The organism is Ostreibacterium oceani (assembly GCF_009362845.1).
GTDB classification, from domain to species: Bacteria; Pseudomonadota; Gammaproteobacteria; order Cardiobacteriales; family Ostreibacteriaceae; genus Ostreibacterium; species Ostreibacterium oceani.
In genome coordinates this window covers 12,147-33,696 of the sequence record NZ_WHNW01000009.1, presented here as the reverse complement: position 1 = coordinate 33,696, position 21,550 = coordinate 12,147, and the positions used below count along the sequence as shown (strand labels likewise).

Below are 21,550 nucleotides of genomic sequence, written 5' to 3'. Positions count from 1 at the left end.
AAAAATGATTAATAATCAGGATGATAAACTGCTGCCTAATTGTCAGCAATTACCGTTAAATGACGCAACGATAGATTATTACCCACAGTATATACCCACTGATAGCGCCGACGAATTGTTTGATCAATTAAAACAATCTGTCAATTGGCAACAATGCCGTGTTAGGGTTTATGGAAAATACCACTTAACGCCGCGGCTTTCAGCTTGGTATGGCGACAAAGGCTATACCTATTCAGGGTTATACCACGCGCCTGATGACTGGTTACCGCCTTTGGCGAGATTAAAGGATACATTGCAGCAATCCCTGAATACCCGCTTTAACAGTGTGCTATTAAATCTTTACCGAGATGGCAATGATAGCATGGGTTGCCATAGTGATGATGAAAGCGAGCTGGGCAAAGCGCCTATTATCGCCTCAATTAGCTTAGGCGTTACTCGAGACTTCATACTCCAGCATAAGCAAAAAGCACTTAAACATAGGTTACCGCTGACACATGGTGATCTATTAGTCATGCGTGGAAAGACGCAACAGTTTTGGAAGCATTCCATTAATAAATCCAAGCGTATTAACCAACCGAGAATCAATCTCACCTTTCGTTATATTGTTTAAATCATGGTGCGTTAGGGTTAATTGGGCTAAGTCATCACCGCACCTAGCAAATCATTTTGCCTTATCTAAGCCTTATCTAAGCCTTATCTAAGCCATATCTGAAGCCTCATCCAACTCATTACCAGCGCATTTTTGCGCTACCCTCGCGACGTTGTCCTGATAATTTCGAGTAGCTCAATCCAATCGCTTGGTATTGACCGCGGTATTGACGACTGCGGGGTGAGTGCTGTCGAGACAATCGCCTGCGTCGCATAGACAACCAACTGTTTTCGCGCGCGAGTCACCGCCGTGTAAAGCAATTCGCGTGTCACAAATGGCTGCACATTGGTTGTTTTTGAGTCTTCGGGTTTTAGTACGATATCGACCTGATTGTATTCTGAGCCTTGGCTTTTATGGATGGTGATTGCAAAGGCTAAGCTATAGGCCTCGGGCAAGTTATCCACAAGCACCGTGCGCTCCCCATCAAATACGATAACCCACCTTCCCGCTTGCCATTCGCACTGGCCAATATCACCATTGAACAGACCCATTTCATAGTAATTTTTTTCGATAATAACTGGCCGCCCTGTGTACCAAAGCTGATTCGGGCTGGACGCTAAGCGTTGCCGGCAATACGCATCAAGCTGGGCATTAATCGCCTGTGTTCCATAGGCGCCATGACGAAACGCACACAACACAATCCGTTCGCTCAGTTGGTGATGCAATGCATCGGCATCGATGGGATAACTGGCCAATAGCTGCTGGTAAAACACTGAGGGTATTGCGTTAGACGTGGCATCTGGCATCGTGTGATTGTCCAATGCTCGATAGTGCTCCCCCAATGCGGCTAAAAATGCACTGGCATCATTTGCCAAAACCGCATGGGCACATTGCCCTACCATCGACTCACGATGAAAACGATTACCTGCTGTCAGGTGGCACAAGCAGTTTTGCATCAAGCCATCACCTACGGGCAATGCCTGCGGCAAATACGACCCAGACAGCTCCGCTAATTTTTCACTGACCCCAATGGATTCTTTGCTCAGCTCATTAAACAGAGAGACGGCATTAATAGCGGGCAGCTGATTGGCATCGCCTAGCAAAATAACGCGACAAGTTGGTAGTAGCGCCGAAAATACTTGCATAAGCTGCGCTGCGCCGACCATAGAGGCTTCGTCAATTACAAGAACATCACAAAATAACGGGTTATTGCTATCGTGATAGGGCTTGCCGCCCGACTCACTGATTTTTAACACACGGTGTAGTGATTTCGCGGTCAGCGCTACCATTAACGGCTGAATGCTCGTATCCACATAGCTCAATGTCGCTGCCAGCGATTCATTTAATCGATGCGCCGCTTTGCCCGTAGGGGCCGCGAGGACGATACGGCTTTGTGGGTTTTCGCGCAAAATAAGCTCCAATGCTTTTGTCAGTGTTGTGGTTTTGCCCGTTCCTGCGCCACCACTGATTAAGGTAAACCCCACAGTTGCGGCCATCCAGACGGCTTGTCGCTGCTCGGTGTTTAGCGTGTTGTTGTCTGCTAATTGCCAGCCCATCGCTTGCCACCTTTCTATGCGAGGTGGTGTCAAATGGTTTTGCCGCTGCTTGATTGCCTCAGCAAAGGCAACTACAGATAACCACTGCTGGCGAAACATCAAGTAGGGGGCGGCATAGACCAAAGGCTTTTGCGTTGGTGGGCGACCAATCACGGCATCAAACGCCTGCAATAAGGTCAAAAAGTTCATGTTGTCAGGCGTGGCTTGGGTTGCGTCCAGCCAAGACAAATCGCTATCAGCAGGTAGCTTTACTAAAGGGGATTGCCCTTGTAGCGCAGCATACGCATTTGCAGCAACCTGAGAAAACAGACGATTCAGTCGTGGTTGCTTGTCCGCCTCATCATATTGCGCCTCATCATATTGCGCCGCTCCTTGTTGCCCCGCTCCTTGTTGCTCCGCTACTTGTTGCTCCGCTACTTGTTGAACTAACTCATCCGCCTCAGCTATGTGCGAAAAAGATGTCAATGCACTTGCATTAAGTGCAATTAGCCGAGAACAAAGTCGCCGTAAAAACGCTTTTTCTGCTCGTTTATCATCGAGGTTATCATGGTAAATTCCATCGTCGAAAGTCTGTGTCATCCTGTTTGCTCCACATCTAGCAAGGGCTTCACACACGCCCAAGTCAACCGATCATAGTAAATCCCGTAATCATGCCCGGCCTCATTTGCTGACAAGGGTTGGCACATGCCACGCAAAAACAAATACAGATACCCACCAATACGCTGGTTAAACGTCGCCGCATCAGTAATTCGTAAATATTTGCACAGCGCTGCAGTATAAATTAACGCTTGCTTATCATAGCCGTGGTGCAACATTTCTGTATGCATGGCTTGTCGGTGATACGCGCTTGGCGTCTCGCCTAGTTTGTTCGATTTATAATCGAGGACATAGTATTTCCCTTCGTGCGCAAACCAATAATCAATATAGCCATGCAAGTAACTGGCAGGTGTGGCTTGGGTTGATTGCTTGGGCGGACCTTGCCCTGATTTATTCTGCGATATTATCTCATTTATCGCCGCTGGGTGCGTATTAAAGCAATCCAATAGATACTGACGTGCCACTGGCGATAGATGCAAATAAAATGGCATTTCGATGCTTTGTTGCGCTGGGTCAATATCGCACAATGAAAACCCCAACGGGGTCAATGCGTATTGCGCCGTAGCCAACAAATCAGTCGCCAAATCTTGGCTATCGGGTAGCGCGGTCGCGGCAGAAAAATAGTGTGGTTCAATCTGCTCAATTTGCCTCGCCAATGCCTCTGTTGCTGGCCGCGCCTCCATCAAGTATTCATACATTTCATGCAATGCCGAACCCGCTGCCGCACCCGCGGGATAATTCAGTAAAGCGGGCAACCCTTTGGGTTGCGGTAAATCATTTAACGAGTTATTCGACGAGTCATTCAAAAAATCATGGGGCACTTGATGAGGCAGCTGATGGGGCAGCTGATGGGGCAACTGATGGGACGTCTGATGAGACGTTTGCTGCATTCGTGAAAATGAATCCAACACCCAGCGCATGACATGCTGTTTGGTTGGTTTTTTTGCTTGGTAGTTCACCTGCGGCTGTTGCAAGCACTGCCTTGTCATCCGTGAGATATCAACGTCTATTTTGGCGGCAAACGGTTGTGCCAATAACCCTGCCATCCTCTGCGGTAGGGTCTGTACAAGTTTACCAAATAAGCTATTCACATAAGGATTCTCGGGCTGCTCACTCGCTGTTTTTCCCCCTGATTTTTTATCTGATTTTTTCTCGGATAAAATCAGGATATTTTGTTTTACCGCGCGCGTTAATCCGACATAAGCCAAGCGCATTTCTTCCGCTTCAGATTCAAACGCCAGTTGTTTTTGATAACAACCATCGGTATCCCACGCCAAAAATACCGCAGACTGACGCTGGTTAGACTTAAAAAACGTCGGTTTCTTTGACTTAGGCACACAGGAAATAAACGGCAACACCACATATTGAAACTGTAGCCCTTTGGCAGAGTGCATCGTCATAATAGACACGGCGTTGCTGTCGTCTAGCCGTAATTCGCTTTCTTTGTCTGCTTTGGCGATGCGCTCACCCAGCCAATCAATCAGCCCAAACAATGATAACGACTGGCTTTGCCCTGCCGCTTGTAACAATGAAAATAGCTGCATCACATTGGTTAATTTTCGCTTACCATCGGTTTGTCGCAATAGATTGGCAGGGATATGGTAGTCTTGTAGTAATTGATAAAACATACGGCCAAAGCCGAGATACTGATAGCGCTTAGCATAGCCAAATAATGCGCGACCGATGGCGGCAATTTCCTCATCATCCTCAACGAACGCCAGTGGATAATTTAACCAACCGCTAAGCAATAAGCTACGCGTTTTACTGAGCTCTGCGTGGGCGATGGCACTGAGTAACGCATGCAGCCATTTCGCTTCATCGCTGTCATAGACCGTATTTTTGGTCGCCGCACTGACGGATACGCCCACTGCTGCCAATGCGTTTTTCACTGTCATTGCATCGGCATTACCGTGAACCAATACGGCGATATCGCTGACTGGCACACCTTGTTGAACTAGTTCGATAATCTGCGTTGCCGCAATATCCGCCAAGCTGGGCTTGTCTGCATTTGCTGTCGTCACACACACCAATGCGGGCTGAGTCGCGCTAATTGGAGCTGGGCTTGTATTGGGCGGCTGAGCTGATGTGGACTGAGCTGATGTGGACTGAGCTGATGTGGACTGAGCTTGGGTGGGCTGAGTGTTGATTGGCTGATACTGGATGTCTGCTTCAATAAACGGATTTTTACCTGAAAACAGGTAATTAACACTGGTGTTTAGTGCCAGCGTTGAGCGATAATTGGTGTCTAGCCGCCAATAGTGTTGGACATTTTTTTTAATCTGCAAAAACGCATAGATATCACCGCCACGAAAACCATAAATTGCTTGCTTTGGATCGCCAACAAAGAAACAGGTTTTTCCCGTTTCAACAAATGCACGCTGGAAAATCGCCAATTGATCTTGACTGGTATCTTGCGCCTCATCAACCAACGCCGCCCGATGTTGGATCGATAATTCGTTGATATGCTTTGCCACACTCTCGGTAATATCGCTATGCGTTAGTTGCATAATTTGCGCTTTTTTTTCAGCCAATAACGGCTTAATCGCTGTCGCAATCGCCACCAGCGCTGATGAATAGCGAAAATCTGTCAGACTTGCAGGCAGCGATTGTTGCAAACCTGCCAATTCATCAAAGTCGTTATTTAGTGTAGCCTGTAGCGTGTTTTTTTCCGTCTCACTGGCGCCGCTTTTTTTATTAATTTTATTAATAACATTATTTGGACTAAAAAAATTAACTAGCGGTGCGACGTCAGCTTTTCCTTTTTCATCATACGCCTGCTTATTGGTTAACAGCGCGCTGTATTTTGTAAAACTGGCTGGCTTATAGCTGTTTTTGTTAAGCCAGTCTTTTGCCATCGCGGCGTTAACCGCCGCTACCATTGCTGTATGGTCGGTTGCAATCAATTGTGCGATTAGTTGCTCATAGCGGGCGTATGCTGTCTTAGCCTGCGTATAACACGCCCAATCCAACGCGTTATAGTGCCAAACTGTTTGGCATAAATCCTTTACCAACTCATCATATGACTTATCGCTAATTGCCTGTACTAACGATTTTGCATCAGCACCTAGTGCAGCAAAGTTTGCTTTGGCCAACGCTGTAAAGCAAAGGCTAATCAGTGTCTCGTCATTATCACTGACCGTCTGCGGCAAATAATGGTTAATGACGTTACTATTTTCATTGAATATTTTTGCCACAAACGCGTCGATTGTATAGATTTGCGCATGGTCAAATTGCGCCATTGCAATACGCAGCTGTAGATTAGCGCGTTTTAATTTGTCGGCATCAACCGTGTTATCCGCTGTATTCACAGCAAAAAACCCATCTAGCCAAACCGTTAACGCCGTATTATCTGACGCGGACAATGCTGATAATAAATCACCAAAACCCAGCACGGTCCCTGATGCAACCTGTTGTAGTTGTTGGTTAAGCACCTGTTGCAGTTTATCAATTTCACGATAAATACGCTGCCCCAGCTCGGCTGTTGCGGCTTTGGTAAAGGTGGTAACTAGGATTTCTGCGACCGTAAGCTCCGCCTCAACAAGTAGCCTAAGGTATAAAAACGACAAACTATAGGTCTTTCCCGTGCCTGCACTCGCCTCGAGCAAATGGCTGCCCGTCAACGGACAATCGAATGGATCAAACGCGATGCTTGTGTTTGGGGTTTTATTCATTCATCACCTGTACGTTAATGACTTGCTCATTCACTAGGGCAAGCAATTGCGCCAATGCCTGTTGAGTGGCTGGCGGCAAGGTGCTGGGCAGTGGGGCTAATGCTTGATACAGGCTTGCTTGTTTACTTAGTTCGCTATCTAACTTGCCACTTATTTTATTGCTCGCACTCCAGTGGACGCTAATTGGCAGCGGTTGGCTCCACGCCTGCGCTAACCATGCAGTTATCGCTTCACAACTGGCATTTAATGCAGTACCCGTCAACACAGGAAATTGTAGATTAATAACAGACGATTTATCAGCAGATAGTGCAAAAAAATGGGTTGCTTTGACCGCTGACGGCGCATCGCATAAATTAAGCAGCACATGGTGCAGCCATGCGTTAAGCACGCCTCTGGCAACAGTGCTAGCGTTACTAGATAAAACACAGCGCCACTGACCTGCGGTGGTTAATTGGGTCGCGTGGTAATAAACATCCAACGTGATTGGTGACGTGATTGGTGACGTGATTGGTGGCGTGATTGATGGCGTTATTGGTCGTGACATTGGCGGTGTCTCTGGCAGTGCATTTGGTGGCGATGATGTGGGCAGTGATGACGACAGTGATGGCATTGCCGATGACAGGTAGACAATCTCGCTAACCGCCACAACGGGTGCCTGCGTGATTGGTCGCATCGCTTGGCTCATCAACGCCCCTGCTTGCCCATAATTAGCCATCAGATGATTGGCAACCAGCGGTGGTGGCAATAGATTATCATTTGCCAGGTGGGTCTTGTAATCCTTTGCAAAACAAACTTCATCCATCAAGGCATTTTTTAGCCGCCACTGACCTAGCCCCTTCAGTGGCAGAATCGCATCATGTTCGACCAAGGGTGTTTCTGGGTATTTATCATGAATTTGGGTGGCACGTATGCGATATTTGATATAAAAGCTCAACGGGCGAGTAAGCGCCAATTCCAATCCAGATGTCTGCCAACGCATCGGCATAGCCGTATTGGTTAAAACATTAGTTGGTGCATTAGTTGGTGCATTAGTTGGTGCATTAGTTGGCGCCGCCTCATACAAAGTCTGAAACGAACGATTATCCGCATCCATAAACCCATGCAGTCGTTGCTTTTTAATCACGGCATTGACCATTTCCTCCCCACCGTACGTCTTAATCTGTTGAATTAAGTCCGTTACTAACGTCGATGGCAAAATGGTTTCTTCGGTTCGATCATCGGTGCCGATATAGCTCAAGTATAGTCGCTCGCGCACTGACATTAGAGTTTCTAAAAAGCAATATTTGGCTTCTAGGTAACTATTTTTATCCGTGGGCTTGGGGGATTTTTGCCGCAAATCCAGCGCATCTCTGAGCAAAGGCTTGGGAAAATCATGGTGCAGACCTAGCACACAAATCACTTTGGCAGGGATTGCGCGCATCGGCATCATGGTGCAAAAAGAAATACCACCTGATAAAAACGGCCCGTGCAGCGCCTCACGCCCAAATAACGCCAGCATATCTTGGTAGATAATCGCAAAGTCAAATCGCGCTTGCGTTTCTGCTGTTTTAGCAATCGATTGATGCCACTCACGCAACAACTCACTCACCCCATTCTTGCCACCTTGTGTTGGTAGCAATACGTGGCTGAGTTGTGTCAGCTGTCTATACCACGCTGTCAAGCCCAGCGATCGCTGTTTAAGCCGCGCAAAGGGCTTAATATCCTCGAATAGCTGGCAGAGTATTTTTAATGCCTCATTTTGGTCTTCATAATACTGGTCAGAGGCCAAGCGCTGCCCAACCTGTGCTTCTACCCCACCGACAGCAGCTAGCAACAATCGATCGAGGAGTTTTTCTAGACTACTGTAGTAACCATCACTGTCGTCAAAAAAACCATTGGTCACGTGGTGCCCCTCTAGCCAGCGTCGAATCGATTTCAACATTCTGAGCTCTAATCCGTACTGGCTAACCAAGCTATTCTCTGATAAACAACGCAGTAGCGTCGCACTATCAAAGTCGGCCTCAATCAGCGCCAACACCGCCAAAAACGCTTTGACATCGTCGTTAGTCGTAGCAGCGGATTGATTGGCAATGGTATAAGGTATTGACAAGTCTTTGCCCATGACTGACTGATGCTGTGTGCCAAAAATTGCACCAATATAATCCGCATAATCCCTAACGTCTGGCATCATGACAAGCACCTCGTTAGGTGTTATGTCAGTCTGCTCAAATAGATGGTATAAATAGTCTTGTAATAACTCAACTTCACGGCGGTGACTACTGGCATTAGTTAGCATAATGCTTTGTTGTGCTAACCCAGCTTGTTCATTGCAGTGAATGCGAGCGAGCTCATCTGCATTCAGCCGTACCACTGATTGATTCAGATGAATGCCTTGTTGGATTGCCGACAATAAGCTACTAGGCGCTTCACGCCATGCCGTTGAATCGTCCAAATTCAACAAGTACGCATCAAGGTTTATTGTCGTCGCACTAAATCCATCGAGCTGCGTTGACTCTAGCTCCTGCAATTGCATGAGTAACGGTTTACCACCTTTGCCCCAATTCGCTAGCAGTGGGTTACCCACCTCAAAAAGCTGGGCTTTATCTGGGTCATTTAGCATGACTTTGTCTTTGATTGTCTCGCTCACTAGGTCTTCCCAGTAGCTCAAACTGGGATTAAACACATACGCGTGAACAGACAAATGCGCCGCCAACAGCCTAATATCTTGCCATTGAGACGCAGGTAGCGCATGAAAGCCAAATAAATACAAGCGATTGGGTAGCAGCTGTTGCGTTGTTTCCAATGCCAAGTAATGCCGTAAATGGGTCTGCCACTCGGCTTTATTGTATTGCGATAAATCCAGCTGATTAAACAAATCTCGTTGCCACGCTTCTGTCTCATCTGACGCCCCTGTGGCTGAAGCTTCAGACGGCTGCCATTGTTCAGACGGCAGCCATTGTTGCCATGCGTTGATTATTTCTGGGCGATCGTTAAGATACTGTATCAATCGCGTGGCAATCTGATCGGCCAAAAAATAACGTTGCATCGGGTGTGGATGCGCATTTAATAATTGATCATACGCGGTATTAGTTTTGTCATTGGTGCTCGGTTGCGTCTGCCATTTGCTCAGTAGCTCAAATATAATCGTGCGCTTATCTGGATTGGCATAGCGGGGCATTAGTGCCTGCTGGGCATCGGTTGGGGGTGCTTGCGAAAGTTCATACGAAAGCTCACACGACAGCTCACACGAAAGTTCGCGGTAAAATTGCCATAAAAACTGACCGGGGTAAGTAATATCAATCTGTGCACAAATGCCAAACCGCTCAGCAATCGCTAATTCTAAATATCGTTGCATACCTGAATTTGGCACTAATAAAACAGTTTTGGCGAAAGGATCTATCAATCCGCCGTCATCGCCGAATAAATCATCCGACAAGTCCTGTGCAAACTTCTCTAATAGAATTTCAGTATGCGCACTAAAGTAGGTTATCCAATTAGTTTCCATCGTGCATTGACTGGATAGCAGGTATATTCATTTGACTCGTGTTTTTTGGGTCGTTTCTCAGTGGTTTTGTTAATCGCCACACGGCCTGTTTGTTTTGATAAGTTGCTTAATTTGGTGTAGCATAGGTCAGTGTAGCATAGTTTGGCAAGCTCAGCACTGCCAAGTTATTTGAATTAATTGGGGAACACCATGAGCCAGCAACAAAATAAAAAATTAGATGACTTATTACAAAGTTTTGCAGAAAATGCAAAACAAATCAAACAAGAAGTCGACGGTGTCGGACGTGTCATTTTAGACAGCCAGCTCAAGAAAATGGACATTGTTACACGAGAAGAATTTGAAACGCTCAAGGCGATGGTCATTACGCTACACCAGAAATTGGATCGCCTTGAAACACAGATTGAAACACAGCTCGGCACCAATCATACCAATCAAAAGATGCCCGAAACAGCTAATGCTGTAGATAAGCACACGACTGATTCAGCCGGCGAATAGGCGCTTGCCACTAGATGGCGCCACCCGTGCAATCCTTTGCAGACCCCCGCGATTTTACTTACCTCTAATTTTACTTACTGCTGATTTTGCTTAACGTTTTAGCGGTGGTAGCGTGTTGCTTTTAGCCGATTACTTGTGCAAGCGCTTGATTAGCGACAGGCGAGCAGACGCCTCGGCCAAAGCCATTTGCGCCCTTTCAAAGTCAGGGCCTGTTGCTGAACGTAATTCGCTTTCGGCTTCTCGTTTTGCTTGCTCAGCCATCATTTCATCTAACGCCTCAAAACGTTCTGCCGTGTCCGCTAATACCGTGACTTTTTGGGGTTGAACTTCAATAAACCCACCCGAAATAAAGACCGCTTCGTCAGCTTTGCCCTCGTTTTTTATAATCACATGCCCAGGCTTTAGTGAGGCAAAAAACGGAATATGCCCATGCATAATGCCGACCTCACCTGTTGTTGCTGTGGCAATCAACAAATCAGCCTCTGTACTTAGTAAAACAGAATTATCGACATTGACTAGTTCAACCGCTATTTTGTTGGCCATTGGCCGACCTCCTACAATTTATCTGCTTTGGCGACAGCTTCTTCGATACCGCCGACCATATAGAAAGCTTGCTCAGGCAGGTGATCATAGTCACCGTTAACGATAGCTTTAAAGCCAGCAATGGTTTCTTTTAATGAGACGTATTTACCTGGTGCGCCAGTAAAGACTTCAGCAACGGTGAATGGCTGTGATAAAAACCGTTGTATTTTACGTGCACGCGTAACAATTTGCTTGTCTTCTTCTGATAACTCATCCATCCCTAGAATGGCGATAATATCGCGTAACTCGCGGTAACGCTGCAATACGGTCTGGACGCTACGGGCAACTTCGTAGTGTTCTTCGCCGATAATTTGTGGATCAAGCTGACGCGAAGTCGAATCCAACGGATCAACGGCAGGGTAAATACCTAGCTCAGCTATTTGACGCGACAAAACAACGGTTGCATCCAAGTGCGCAAATGTCGTGGCAGGCGAAGGGTCTGTTAAGTCATCCGCAGGAACATAAACCGCCTGAATTGATGTAATCGACCCTTTTTTCGTCGAAGTAATACGCTCTTGCAAGCGGCCCATTTCTTCAGCCAAGGTTGGCTGATAGCCCACCGCCGACGGCATACGACCTAATAATGCCGATACCTCAGTACCTGCTAGGGTATAACGATAAATGTTATCAATAAATAGTAGTACATCACGACCTTCGTCGCGGAAATATTCCGCCATGGTCAGTCCTGTCAAGGCAACGCGCAATCGGTTACCAGGTGGCTCGTTCATTTGTCCGTAAACCATCGCCACTTTGGATTCATCATGTTTTTCAACATTGACAACCCCCGCCTCTTGCATTTCATGGTAAAAATCATTCCCTTCACGGGTTCGCTCACCGACGCCAGCAAACACAGACAATCCTGAGTGGGCGGTTGCAATGTTGTTGATTAACTCCATCATATTCACCGTTTTACCGACACCTGCACCACCAAACAAGCCGACTTTACCACCCTTTGCAAAGGGACAAAGCAAGTCAATAACTTTAATACCTGTCTCTAGTAACTCCGTTGAGCTAGATAATTCGTCGTATGCAGGTGCTTTGCGGTGGATGGGCCAAGTCGTTTCAGACGCCACATCACCACAATGGTCGACTGGCTCGCCTAAGACATTCATAATGCGACCCAGTGTGGCTTTACCGACTGGCACAGAAATTGGGGCATTGGTGTTTTTAACCGCCATGCCACGTTTCAGGCCTTCGCTGGCGCCCATAGCAATTGTTCTGACAATGCCATCACCTAGCTGCTGCTGAACTTCCAGTGTCAATCCGCCGTCGGCTAATTCCAATGCATCATAAATATTTGGAACATGCTCAACGGTGAACTGTACGTCAATAACGGCCCCTATAATCTGAACAATTTTACCCATACTCATTAGTTATACCCCTTAATAATATTAAACCGCTGCTGCGCCCGCGACAATTTCTGATAATTCTTGTGTGATCGCTGCCTGTCTCGCCTTGTTATACTGTAACTGCTTTTCTTTGATCAACGAACCCGCGTTATCGGTTGCATTTTTCATCGCAATCATACGTGCCGCCATCTCGCATGCGGCATTCTCAGAGACGGCGCATTTTAGTAACGCCTCAACATAACGTACCAATACTTTTTCTAACAACGCCTCTGCCGACGGCTCATAAATGTAATCCCACGCGTGCTCGGGCAACGCATCAGCCTCAAAAGCAGGCACTGGTAATAACTGAGATATTTCAGGCGCTTGCGTCATCGTGTTGACGAATTTATTAGACACCATGTAAAGCCGATCCAGCTCCCCTGCGCGATACAAATCAATCATCACCGTCACAGGCCCTAATAATTCATTGAGGCTTGGCTGATCGCTGATTTTTTCTTTATTAGCGATAATATTAAACCCCATATAAGACAAAAATTTATATCCTTTTGTCCCATAAACCGCCAGCGAAACTTCGCAGCCTTCTTCGTGGTGCGCTTTTGCGCTCGCGATTAATTTTTTAAATAAATTAATATTGAGACCACCGCAAAGCCCCCGATCAGTGGTAACCACGATATAACCGACTTTCTTTTTCTCATTTTTAATTAAAAATGGGTGTTCGATTTCGGTATTCGCGTTCGCCAATCCAGCTGCAACACTACGAATCTTATCGGCATAAGGGCGGCTTTGCTCCATATACATTTGCGCTTTGCGCATTTTGGATGCCGCCACCATTTCCATGGCTTTGGTGATTTTTTTCGTATTTTGGATACTGCTGATTTGGGTTCTTATCTCTTTTGCATTCGACATGACAGCCTCTGCTTACCAAACGCCATTTGCTTTAAACGCATCAAAGGCACTGACAAATGTCTGCTCAATGGCATCATTAAAGTCACCGCTGGCATCAATTTCATCAACCAGTCCTGCGTGATGCTGTCGGAAATAATCAATCGCTGCCTTTTCAAAGTCCAATACTTTGTCTAATTCGATATCATCTAAATAGCCACGATCCGCCGCGAACAACGAAATGGCCATATCACCTGTACTAAGCGGTTGATACTGAGTTTGTTTCATCAATTCTGTTACTCGTTGCCCTCTTTCGAGCTGCTTGCGCGTCGCTTCATCCAAGTCAGAAGCAAACTGTGCAAACGCGGCGAGTTCACGGTATTGCGCCAAGGCAAGCCGGACACCACCACCGAGTTTTTTGATGATTTTGGTTTGGGCAGCACCACCAACCCGTGAAACAGAAAGACCTGCGTTAATCGCTGGACGTATGCCTGAGTTAAACAAATCGGTTTCTAAAAATATCTGACCATCGGTAATTGAAATCACGTTAGTCGGAACGAATGCCGAGACATCTCCCGCCTGTGTCTCGATAATCGGTAGCGCAGTTAGTGAACCCGTTTTGCCTTTGACCTCGCCATTGGTTAGCCGTTCTACCTCGTCTGCGTTGATTCGCGAGGCACGCTCAAGCAAACGTGAGTGCAAGTAAAAAACATCACCAGGATAGGCTTCTCGCCCTGGCGGCCGTCTAAGCAACAATGATACTTGACGATAAGCCCACGCTTGCTTAGTTAAATCATCATAAACAATTAGCGCGTCTTCTCCACGGTCACGGAAATACTCACCCATCGTACACCCTGTGTAAGGGGCAATATACTGCATGGCAGCCGATTCAGACGCGGATGCAACCACAACGATGGTATGCGCCATTGCGCCTTCTTCTTCTAGCTTACGCACAACGGCCGCCACCGAAGAGGCTTTCTGACCGATGGCAACATAAACACATTTGATGCCTGATTTTTTTTGGTTAATAATCGCATCAACCGCAATCGCCGTTTTCCCTGTTTGACGGTCGCCGATGATTAATTCTCGCTGGCCGCGACCAATCGGCACCATCGCGTCGATTGATTTCAATCCAGTCTGTACTGGCTGATCAACCGATTGTCGCTCGATAACACCTGGTGCGATTTTCTCGATGGGTGACGTTGTTGTCGTCTGCACGGGTCCTTTGCCATCAATAGGCTGCCCTAATGCATTTACGACACGACCAAGTAATGCTTCGCCCGTTGGCACTTCTAAAATTTTACCCGTACATTTGACGGTATCGCCCTCAGACAAGGCTTCGTAATCACCTAAGATAACCGCACCGACTGAGTCTTGCTCAAGGTTAAGCGCAAGCCCATAAATATCGTGAGGAAACTCTAACATTTCCCCTTGCATGGCTTGTTCTAAGCCATGAACACGGGCAATTCCGTCAGATAGACCGATTATTTTACCCTCTGTTTGTGCTTCTGCACTCAGGTCAGCCGACGCTATCTGAGATTTGATGATGTCTGAAATTTCGGATGGATTTAATTGCATAATACTGCGTCCTCTGTAAATAGTAATTCAGTGCTCATTAGGTTTTGGTGATGGCTTTGCTTAACTTGGATAATCGACCTTTAACCGATCCATCAATCACTGTGTCACCAACGCGAATCATTGCCCCCGCAATGAGAGACTCATCAATGACAACGCTAACCTCTACCTGCTGCTGGTACTTAGCTTGTAGGCGCTCTCGTAATAGCTGACTGTCTTCGTCTGACAATGGTTTCGCCGTGATGATTTCAGCAAACACCTTATTATTGGCGCGATTTGCTTCAGCGATAAATTGACTCGCCACCTCGGGCAACACGCCCAAACGCTGGTTATTCGCCAACACAGCAAAAAAATCATCAAGCTGCTCGGGGTATTTGTTGATTTTTGCCTGCTCAAATAACGCAGAAATCAGCGGTTTAAACGCATCATAGTCAAAGCCTCGGCTATTTATCAGCTTCACTGCCGCTTTGCAAGCGCCTAAGTCTTGACAAACTTGCATGGCAGGCAGCCATGATTCAGCTGCCGCGCTACCTTGCGCTGTTGCGACTTCGTAAAGCGCTTTGGCGTAGGGCCTTGCGATGGTGATTGATTCAGCCATAACGCACCTACAACTGCTCAGCGAGTTTGCGGATCAAATCAGAATGCTGCTTATCATCGATTTCTTTATCGATAACCTGCGACACACCCGAAACCACCAACTCACTCAACTGACCGCGTAGCGCCTGTTTGGATTGCTCAAACTGTTGTGAGATTTCCGCTTGTGCCGCTGCCAACTGTTTCGCGCCGGCTTGCTGCGCATCGAGCTTAGCCGCCTCAACCATTGCTTTGGCGCGTGACTCTGCCTCAGCGACAATATCCATCGCTTTTTTACGGGCTTCTTGCGCCAACTCATCTGACTGGGACTCTGCTTCGCTTAATTGGCGCTTTGCTTCTTCTGCGGCGGTCAACCCTTGTGCAATCTTAGCCTTTCGCTCTTCTAATGCTTTGATGAGCGGCGGCCAAACGTACTTAACACAAAACCAAACGAACACCCCAAAGGAAAGCAGTTGACCAAACAAGGTCAAGTTAATATTCATGCCTGTCTCCGGTAGTTAAATTTTAGCGATATATGAACAACAAAACTAACGCCAAGGAACTAAGCGACCACAAACATAACATACATTGACAAACCAACGACAATCATTGGTACCGCGTCAATCAAACCTGCCAACAAGAACAAGCTGCCTTTCAATCGATTTTCCATTTCAGGCTGACGCGCCACACTCTCTAAGAATTTTGCCCCGAGAATACTAACGCCAATCGCCGCACCAATCGCCGAAAAACCAGTCATAAGACCCAAACCTAACATTAATTCACCCATTTCACTCCTCCAGATTTAAATTTCATTTTAAAAAGATACGTAAAAACATCGCAAGCACACCCATCACTAAGGCGCATGGTCATGCTCAATATGCTCGTCACAAGCACCGTCCAAATAGACAATCGTCAACGCCATAAAGATGTAAGCCTGCAACAACACCACAAGAATATGGAAAATCGCCCAAATCAAATGCAATCCGCCACCAAACAAGGCAAAGAACAAACCACCGCTAAACATTAATGATATCAAAATAAAGACCATTTCACCTGCAAACATGTTACCAAACAAACGCAAAGCAAGTGACACAGGCTTAGATATCAACGTCACCAGCTCTAACGTAAAGTTAAATGGAATTAGTGCCTTCCATGGGAAAGGGTGACTAGAGAGCTCTTTGGCAAAACCGCCCGCACCTTTTACCTTAACACTAAAGAATAGAATCAACAAGAACACACCTGTCGCAACCCCTAAGGTTGTGTTAATATCCGTAGTCGCCGCTATTTTGAGGTAGTTAATACCAAACAGACTGGCAATCATTGGCATCAAATCTAATGGCATTAGCTTTAAACTATTCATCAGCGCAATCCACATAAAAATGGTCAGCGCTAACGGGGCTATCATGGTACTCTTGCCAGTAAATCCATTCCTGACATTTTCATCAATCCATTCAATCACCCACTCGATAAAATTCTGAAAACCAGTCGGCTGATCGGCCGAGGCTTTTTTAGCTGCCCGATTAAATAACCACAGAAACAACACACCAAGGAGAATAGAAAAAAACATGGTATCGACATGAATCGCCCAAAAACCCATTTGCTGCGCCTCTTCAGACGATTTAGCCATCCCCCAACTGCCATCAGGGTGACGACCAAAGGTCAAGTTTTGCAAGTGATGCTGGATATACTCTGTTGCTGTTTGTTCGCCGCTATTTTTCGCCATGTTTTACCGATAATAAATTTAATTGATTCAATAAAAAGCAACATTGCCCGAGCATAAACCCGACCATTAGCCATGCTGCAACAACATTCTCTAGCTGAAATATCAGCGCAAGCAATGCCACCACTGCCGCAAACCGTGTGATTGTCGAGCTAAACACCTTAACCACCGCTTGCGAAGGGTAGGTTGATATTTTCTGCTTTACCCTAAAATAAAACAAAAAAAACAACCCCGCATTCATCCCACTAACTGATAGACCTGCATAATAGCTGAATTGACTATGCCAGTCTGGCAAAAAAAAACCCACCCCAATTAATAAAGTCGCAACAAGTAAAACGCTTTTATTGGTCATTGATGAGTTTATGCCTGCATGTCGTATAATGGACAAAATTATAGAGCCTTATCCGCTATCGGTCAACCTATTCAGGCATTTATTTTTGCAGAAAAAAAATATTACACGGAGTTCATTATTTTTTTGCGCTTTTTATCTTTTTAATTAGTCGGTTAAAGCTTTCTTCGTCACTGCAATTTAATGTCACTTTGCCACCTGCCGTTTGGTGCTTTCGTATACTGACACGGCAATCTAGCTGTTTACTTAGCTCAGTTTCTAAGTATTTTACTTCATCTGGCTTTTGGGCTCTCGGCTTTTTATCATCAACCGACTGATATTGCTTAACTAAACCCTCCGTCTCTCGGACGGACAACCCATTTAAAGTGATTTGCTTAAGCAGTTGTTGCTGTGTCGCATTATCGACAGAAATTAAGGCGCGTGCGTGCCCCATTTCTATCTGGTGGTCAACGATGGCTTGCTGCACCACCTCACTTAACGTCAGTAATCGCAACGTATTACTGATACTCGCACGCGACTGCCCCAATAGCTTGGCGCACTCGGCATGCGTTAATGAAAATTTATCAACTAGCTGGCTAATTCCTTTGGCTTTTTCAATGGCGTTTAAATCTTCACGCTGGATGTTTTCAATCAAGGCAAATGCGGCACTGTCTGCATCGTCTACCTCATGAATAACCACTGGCACTACCTCGAGACCCGCTCGCTTAGCGGCACGAAAACGCCGTTCACCTGCGATAATTTCGTAATAATCGCCTACGGCTCTGACGGCAATAGGTTGAATAATACCGTGCGCCGCAATGGAATCCGCAAGCGCCGCAAGCGCCTGTTCGTCAAACGCTTTGCGTGGTTGATACGGATTCGGCACCAATCGCGTAATCGCCAATTGCAAAATAGCACCACCGTTGGACCAATCATTTTCTGCAACGCCGTTGGCGTTTTCTTGACGCGCCAATAGCGCGCCGCTTGCTTCCTCGCCGAGTAGTGCGGCAAGCCCTTTCCCTAATCCTCTTTTTTTTGTCATTGCTTTCTCTACGCTATTATTTCTTTGTGGAGGTACCATTAGCGGTTCGTTTGGGCATTATTTTAGCCGCTTTATCACTTCTTTCGCAAATGCCAAATAAGCCTTGGCGCCCTTGGATGAACGTTCGTAATAATACACGGGCATTCCGTGGCTTGGCGCTTCTGCTAAGCGCACATTTCTCGGAATAATGGTATCAAATACCTTGTCGCCTAAGTAGCCCTCTAGCTGCGCGGATACTTCTGTGCCCAAGCGCGCCCGTTTATCAAACATGGTACGCAAAAAACCAAGCACGTTGAGCGTCGAATTAACGCTGGCACGAATGTCGGCGACATTATCCAGCAGCGCTGTCAACCCCTCTAACGCGTAGTATTCACACTGAATCGGTACAATTAAGTAATCCGCTGCAGACAAAGCGTTAACCGTCAAGATATTTAACGCAGGCGGGCAATCAATAACCACCGTATCATAACTGGATTGATGGCTTGTGTCATCGGCCCGCGCTTCGGTTAACACTTCAGTCCGCGCTTCGGTTAATGCTTCGATACAGCGACGCAACTGAAACGCGCCGTTGGCCTGTTTCGCCAGACTCACTTCAGCCGCGGTTAAATCCTGATTGCTCGGCGCCAGCGCAAGCGATTCAAACCGAGTTGGCAAAATAATTTCCGCTAACGGTTGCTCGCCCGTGAGGACCTCTAGCAACGTTGAAGATAGCGTCTTTTTGTCAATACCACACGCAATTGATGCATTTCCTTGCGGATCTAAGTCCACCAACAGCACCCGTTGACCTAAGATGCCTAAAGAGGCAGCCAAATTAACCGCGGTTGTCGTTTTGGCAACACCGCCTTTTTGGTTACAAATCGCAATAATTTTCAAGGCGTTTTCCGTAAAGTTAAACTAATTAATCGCCGTTTTGCTGGCTCAAATGGCACGGTTATTGGCTTATCCGACGCAATCACAAATTCACTGTCTTGTAGCGCGTTTAGTTCATCGGCAATATCTGCTGATTTCATCGCCAACCAAACGCTAGATTCATCGCCCAAATGCCGTGTCAGCTGGGTAAACTGCTTTAGCGACGCAAACGCGCGACTAACAACAACCGAACAAGCAAACTCAGGCTGCCAAGCCTCAACCCGTTGCTGTATAACCTCAACATTATTAAGCGGCAAAGTGGCACGGACATGGCTTAAAAAACGGCACTTCTTACCAATGCTTTCCACCAAATAAACGGGCGTATCTGCAAACAAAATAGCCAACACTACGCCAGGCAAACCCCCTCCCGTCCCAATATCAGCAATACATTTAGGGCAATAGGCGGCGACCTGACTCACCACTGAGAGCGAGTCAATCAAGTGTCGATCAACCACCATCGGCAAGGTCCGTACAGCGGATAGATTATATGCTTTGTTCCAGTGCATAAATAACCGCGCATAGTCCAGCAATTGAGCAATTTGCTGGCCTGACAACGTAATCCCTAATTCGTCGGCGGCGGCTTGCAAACGCGCCGCAGATTGCGCATCAGTTAGCGATGCCTTAGTTAGTGATGCCTCAGTTAGCGATATATCAGATTGTCGCGCATCAGGCGACTGGCTATTGATTGTCATCAAGACACTTGTGAAAGCAGATACTCAACAACCAGCGGCACTGGGCGGCCTGTCGCCCCTTTGTTAGCGCCTGACTGCCATGCCGTACCCGCAATATCCAAATGCGCCCAAGGCACATCGTCAACAAACGCCTGCAAAAATGCACCTGCGGTCAAACTCCCTGCACCGCGACCCGCGCTAATATTTTGCAAATCAGCAAACGGACTTTTTAATTTTTCGCTGTATTCCTCGCCTAACGGCAAATGCCATGCACGATCCAACGCCCGATCACCTGCGGCAACCAGTGATTGTGCCAATGAGTCATCATTCGCCATAATTCCCGTTGTTTCATGGCCTAACGCGACAATAATCGCCCCCGTCAACGTCGCAAAATCAATCATCGTTTTGGGCTTAAACGTCTGCTGTGCGTAAGTCATGGCGTCACACAAAATTAACCGACCCTCGGCATCTGTGTTTAAAATTTCAATCGTTTTGCCTGACATGGCGGTGACGATGTCGCCTGGCTTACTCGCCTTTGAAGACGGCATATTTTCAACCGCAGGCACCACGGCAACCAAATTAAGCGGTAAATTTAGCATCGCCACCGTTTTCATGACACCAATCACCGTGGCTGCACCACACATGTCGTATTTCATTTCATCCATATTGGCGCTGGGCTTAATTGAAATCCCACCCGTGTCAAACGTCACGCCTTTCCCGACTAAAACAATCGGCGCCTCGTTGGCATCTGCGCCTTGGTGCGCGAGCGTAATCAAACGGGGCTTTTCCGCCGACCCCTTGGACACGGATAGCAAGGCATTCATCCCTAACTCTTTTATGTCGCGCTCTTTGAGCACATGCACGGTCAACGAGTCAAACATTTTGGCAATATCACCCGCGACTTTGGCCAGATATTTTGGCGTACACACATTACCTGGCGCGTTACCCAAGTCTTTGCAGACCTTCATCCCTGCGGCAATGGCGTGCCCCGTCTGGATGCCAGTCGCGATTGCCGTAGTCTCTGTCTCGCTAAGTAAATTAACTTCAATGGGTTCTCGCGGCTCGGGCTGCGATTTAAACGCATCAAACTGGTAATCCGCATCTAGCATCGACTGCGTCATTAGCTGTGCTTTCGCCGTCATGGATAGCCCTTCAATTGGCGCTTGAACTAGCGCGATATCCGCTGTTTTGATCGCATGCCCTCGTAAATAACCGATAATGGTCTCGCTTGCCTTTTTAAGCCCTTTGTGACTGGCTTCAAAGCAAATAACCGCAACAGACGCTGCTTCAACACCTGTCACGCCATAAAATGTCCGAATTTGCCCTGCTTTTGTTGGCCAGACACCTGCTGCTTTTTTTAGATCAAAATAGCCTTTGGTCGCCTCATCCAATGTTTTTAATGCGCCTTGAATCGCTTGGTCTTCTTCAATACCTACAATCAACACATCGCTGGATGCAGAGACTATTGCTTGCTTTTTTAGCTCGATTTGCATGAATCACCTTGTTTCGTTATGATTAGTTTTATTT

General features: G+C 46.8%; 18 protein-coding genes. 2 read left to right on the top strand and 16 right to left on the bottom strand.

The window, feature by feature from the left end:
* The first annotated feature begins 4 nt into the window (after positions 1-4).
* Positions 5-610, top strand: coding sequence for an alpha-ketoglutarate-dependent dioxygenase AlkB family protein (locus tag GCU85_RS07765; protein ID WP_152810616.1), 606 nt, complete (start codon positions 5-7; stop codon positions 608-610).
* Between the two features lie 137 nt (positions 611-747).
* On the opposite strand, the gene recD is transcribed toward GCU85_RS07765, so the two are convergent.
* Genes recD through GCU85_RS07750 form a run of 3 tightly spaced genes read right to left on the bottom strand, consistent with a single transcriptional unit; the run spans position 748 to position 9,897 of the window.
* Complete coding sequence (gene recD / locus GCU85_RS07760; RefSeq protein WP_152810615.1) at positions 748-2,724, bottom strand: exodeoxyribonuclease V subunit alpha; 1,977 nt, start codon at positions 2,722-2,724, stop codon at positions 748-750.
* Positions 2,721-6,413 (bottom strand): UvrD-helicase domain-containing protein, encoded by a 3,693-nt coding sequence (locus GCU85_RS07755; protein WP_152810614.1) that lies wholly within the window; start codon positions 6,411-6,413, stop codon positions 2,721-2,723. Before GCU85_RS07755 ends, recD begins: the two co-directional genes overlap by 4 nt.
* Entirely contained in the window at positions 6,406-9,897 is a 3,492-nt protein-coding gene (locus tag GCU85_RS07750; protein WP_152810613.1) for an exodeoxyribonuclease V subunit gamma, read from the bottom strand. Before GCU85_RS07750 ends, GCU85_RS07755 begins: the two co-directional genes overlap by 8 nt.
* Positions 9,898-10,086: 189 nt before the next feature.
* On the opposite strand from GCU85_RS07750, the gene GCU85_RS07745 reads away from it, so the two are divergent.
* Entirely contained in the window at positions 10,087-10,392 is a 306-nt protein-coding gene (locus tag GCU85_RS07745) for an accessory factor UbiK family protein (protein ID WP_152810612.1), read from the top strand.
* Between the two features lie 129 nt (positions 10,393-10,521).
* Here the strand turns inward: GCU85_RS07745 and atpC are convergent, their stop codons facing one another.
* The 13 genes from atpC to GCU85_RS07680 all read right to left on the bottom strand — a co-directional run bounded on the left by atpC (position 10,522) and on the right by GCU85_RS07680 (position 21,516).
* Positions 10,522-10,935 carry an ATP synthase F1 subunit epsilon gene (gene atpC / locus GCU85_RS07740; RefSeq protein ID WP_152810611.1) on the bottom strand — a complete coding sequence of 138 codons (414 nt, stop codon included), beginning with the start codon at positions 10,933-10,935 and terminating at the stop codon, positions 10,522-10,524.
* Between the two features lie 11 nt (positions 10,936-10,946).
* Complete coding sequence (gene atpD, locus GCU85_RS07735; RefSeq protein WP_152810610.1) at positions 10,947-12,344, bottom strand: F0F1 ATP synthase subunit beta; 1,398 nt, start codon at positions 12,342-12,344, stop codon at positions 10,947-10,949.
* 21 nt (positions 12,345-12,365) lie between these two features.
* A complete protein-coding gene (atpG, locus tag GCU85_RS07730; RefSeq protein ID WP_152810609.1) occupies positions 12,366-13,229 on the bottom strand; it encodes a F0F1 ATP synthase subunit gamma in 864 nt (287 codons plus the stop codon).
* Between the two features lie 12 nt (positions 13,230-13,241).
* Positions 13,242-14,783, bottom strand: coding sequence for a F0F1 ATP synthase subunit alpha (gene atpA / locus GCU85_RS07725; protein ID WP_152810608.1), 1,542 nt, complete (start codon positions 14,781-14,783; stop codon positions 13,242-13,244).
* Between the two features lie 37 nt (positions 14,784-14,820).
* Positions 14,821-15,378 carry a F0F1 ATP synthase subunit delta gene (locus tag GCU85_RS07720; protein ID WP_152810607.1) on the bottom strand — a complete coding sequence of 186 codons (558 nt, stop codon included), beginning with the start codon at positions 15,376-15,378 and terminating at the stop codon, positions 14,821-14,823.
* 7 nt (positions 15,379-15,385) lie between these two features.
* A complete protein-coding gene (locus tag GCU85_RS07715) occupies positions 15,386-15,856 on the bottom strand; it encodes a F0F1 ATP synthase subunit B (RefSeq protein ID WP_152810606.1) in 471 nt (156 codons plus the stop codon).
* Positions 15,857-15,915: 59 nt separating this feature from the next.
* The gene (atpE, locus tag GCU85_RS07710) at positions 15,916-16,140 is read right to left on the bottom strand and encodes a F0F1 ATP synthase subunit C (RefSeq protein WP_152810605.1); all 225 of its coding nucleotides are present in this window, start codon (positions 16,138-16,140) and stop codon (positions 15,916-15,918) included.
* Between the two features lie 66 nt (positions 16,141-16,206).
* A complete protein-coding gene (gene atpB / locus GCU85_RS07705) occupies positions 16,207-17,076 on the bottom strand; it encodes a F0F1 ATP synthase subunit A (RefSeq protein WP_152810604.1) in 870 nt (289 codons plus the stop codon).
* Entirely contained in the window at positions 17,063-17,425 is a 363-nt protein-coding gene (locus GCU85_RS07700; protein ID WP_152810603.1) for an ATP synthase subunit I, read from the bottom strand. The genes atpB and GCU85_RS07700 overlap by 14 nt, the downstream gene beginning before the upstream one ends.
* Positions 17,426-17,540: 115 nt before the next feature.
* Positions 17,541-18,443 (bottom strand): ParB/RepB/Spo0J family partition protein, encoded by a 903-nt coding sequence (locus GCU85_RS07695; protein WP_218110613.1) that lies wholly within the window; start codon positions 18,441-18,443, stop codon positions 17,541-17,543.
* Between the two features lie 57 nt (positions 18,444-18,500).
* Entirely contained in the window at positions 18,501-19,316 is an 816-nt protein-coding gene (locus GCU85_RS07690; protein WP_152810601.1) for a ParA family protein, read from the bottom strand.
* The gene (rsmG, locus tag GCU85_RS07685; RefSeq protein ID WP_152810600.1) at positions 19,313-20,044 is read right to left on the bottom strand and encodes a 16S rRNA (guanine(527)-N(7))-methyltransferase RsmG; all 732 of its coding nucleotides are present in this window, start codon (positions 20,042-20,044) and stop codon (positions 19,313-19,315) included. Before rsmG ends, GCU85_RS07690 begins: the two co-directional genes overlap by 4 nt.
* Positions 20,044-21,516 (bottom strand): leucyl aminopeptidase, encoded by a 1,473-nt coding sequence (locus GCU85_RS07680; protein WP_152810599.1) that lies wholly within the window; start codon positions 21,514-21,516, stop codon positions 20,044-20,046. The genes rsmG and GCU85_RS07680 overlap by 1 nt, the downstream gene beginning before the upstream one ends.
* Positions 21,517-21,550 lie beyond the last annotated feature (34 nt).

What these genes read in the sequence shown, in the direction of transcription:
- GCU85_RS07765 (WP_152810616.1), top strand. Translation starts at nt 5, where the DNA reads ATGATTAATAATCAGGATGATAAACTGCTGCCTAATTGTCAGCAATTA.
- recD (WP_152810615.1), bottom strand. Translation starts at nt 2,724, where the DNA reads ATGACACAGACTTTCGACGATGGAATTTACCATGATAACCTCGATGAT.
- GCU85_RS07755 (WP_152810614.1), bottom strand. Translation starts at nt 6,413, where the DNA reads ATGAATAAAACCCCAAACACAAGCATCGCGTTTGATCCATTCGATTGT.
- GCU85_RS07750 (WP_152810613.1), bottom strand. Translation starts at nt 9,897, where the DNA reads ATGGAAACTAATTGGATAACCTACTTTAGTGCGCATACTGAAATTCTA.
- GCU85_RS07745 (WP_152810612.1), top strand. Translation starts at nt 10,087, where the DNA reads ATGAGCCAGCAACAAAATAAAAAATTAGATGACTTATTACAAAGTTTT.
- atpC (WP_152810611.1), bottom strand. Translation starts at nt 10,935, where the DNA reads ATGGCCAACAAAATAGCGGTTGAACTAGTCAATGTCGATAATTCTGTT.
- atpD (WP_152810610.1), bottom strand. Translation starts at nt 12,344, where the DNA reads ATGAGTATGGGTAAAATTGTTCAGATTATAGGGGCCGTTATTGACGTA.
- atpG (WP_152810609.1), bottom strand. Translation starts at nt 13,229, where the DNA reads ATGTCGAATGCAAAAGAGATAAGAACCCAAATCAGCAGTATCCAAAAT.
- atpA (WP_152810608.1), bottom strand. Translation starts at nt 14,783, where the DNA reads ATGCAATTAAATCCATCCGAAATTTCAGACATCATCAAATCTCAGATA.
- GCU85_RS07720 (WP_152810607.1), bottom strand. Translation starts at nt 15,378, where the DNA reads ATGGCTGAATCAATCACCATCGCAAGGCCCTACGCCAAAGCGCTTTAC.
- GCU85_RS07715 (WP_152810606.1), bottom strand. Translation starts at nt 15,856, where the DNA reads ATGAATATTAACTTGACCTTGTTTGGTCAACTGCTTTCCTTTGGGGTG.
- atpE (WP_152810605.1), bottom strand. Translation starts at nt 16,140, where the DNA reads ATGGGTGAATTAATGTTAGGTTTGGGTCTTATGACTGGTTTTTCGGCG.
- atpB (WP_152810604.1), bottom strand. Translation starts at nt 17,076, where the DNA reads ATGGCGAAAAATAGCGGCGAACAAACAGCAACAGAGTATATCCAGCAT.
- GCU85_RS07700 (WP_152810603.1), bottom strand. Translation starts at nt 17,425, where the DNA reads ATGACCAATAAAAGCGTTTTACTTGTTGCGACTTTATTAATTGGGGTG.
- GCU85_RS07695 (WP_218110613.1), bottom strand. Translation starts at nt 18,443, where the DNA reads ATGACAAAAAAAAGAGGATTAGGGAAAGGGCTTGCCGCACTACTCGGC.
- rsmG (WP_152810600.1), bottom strand. Translation starts at nt 20,044, where the DNA reads ATGACAATCAATAGCCAGTCGCCTGATGCGCGACAATCTGATATATCG.
- GCU85_RS07680 (WP_152810599.1), bottom strand. Translation starts at nt 21,516, where the DNA reads ATGCAAATCGAGCTAAAAAAGCAAGCAATAGTCTCTGCATCCAGCGAT.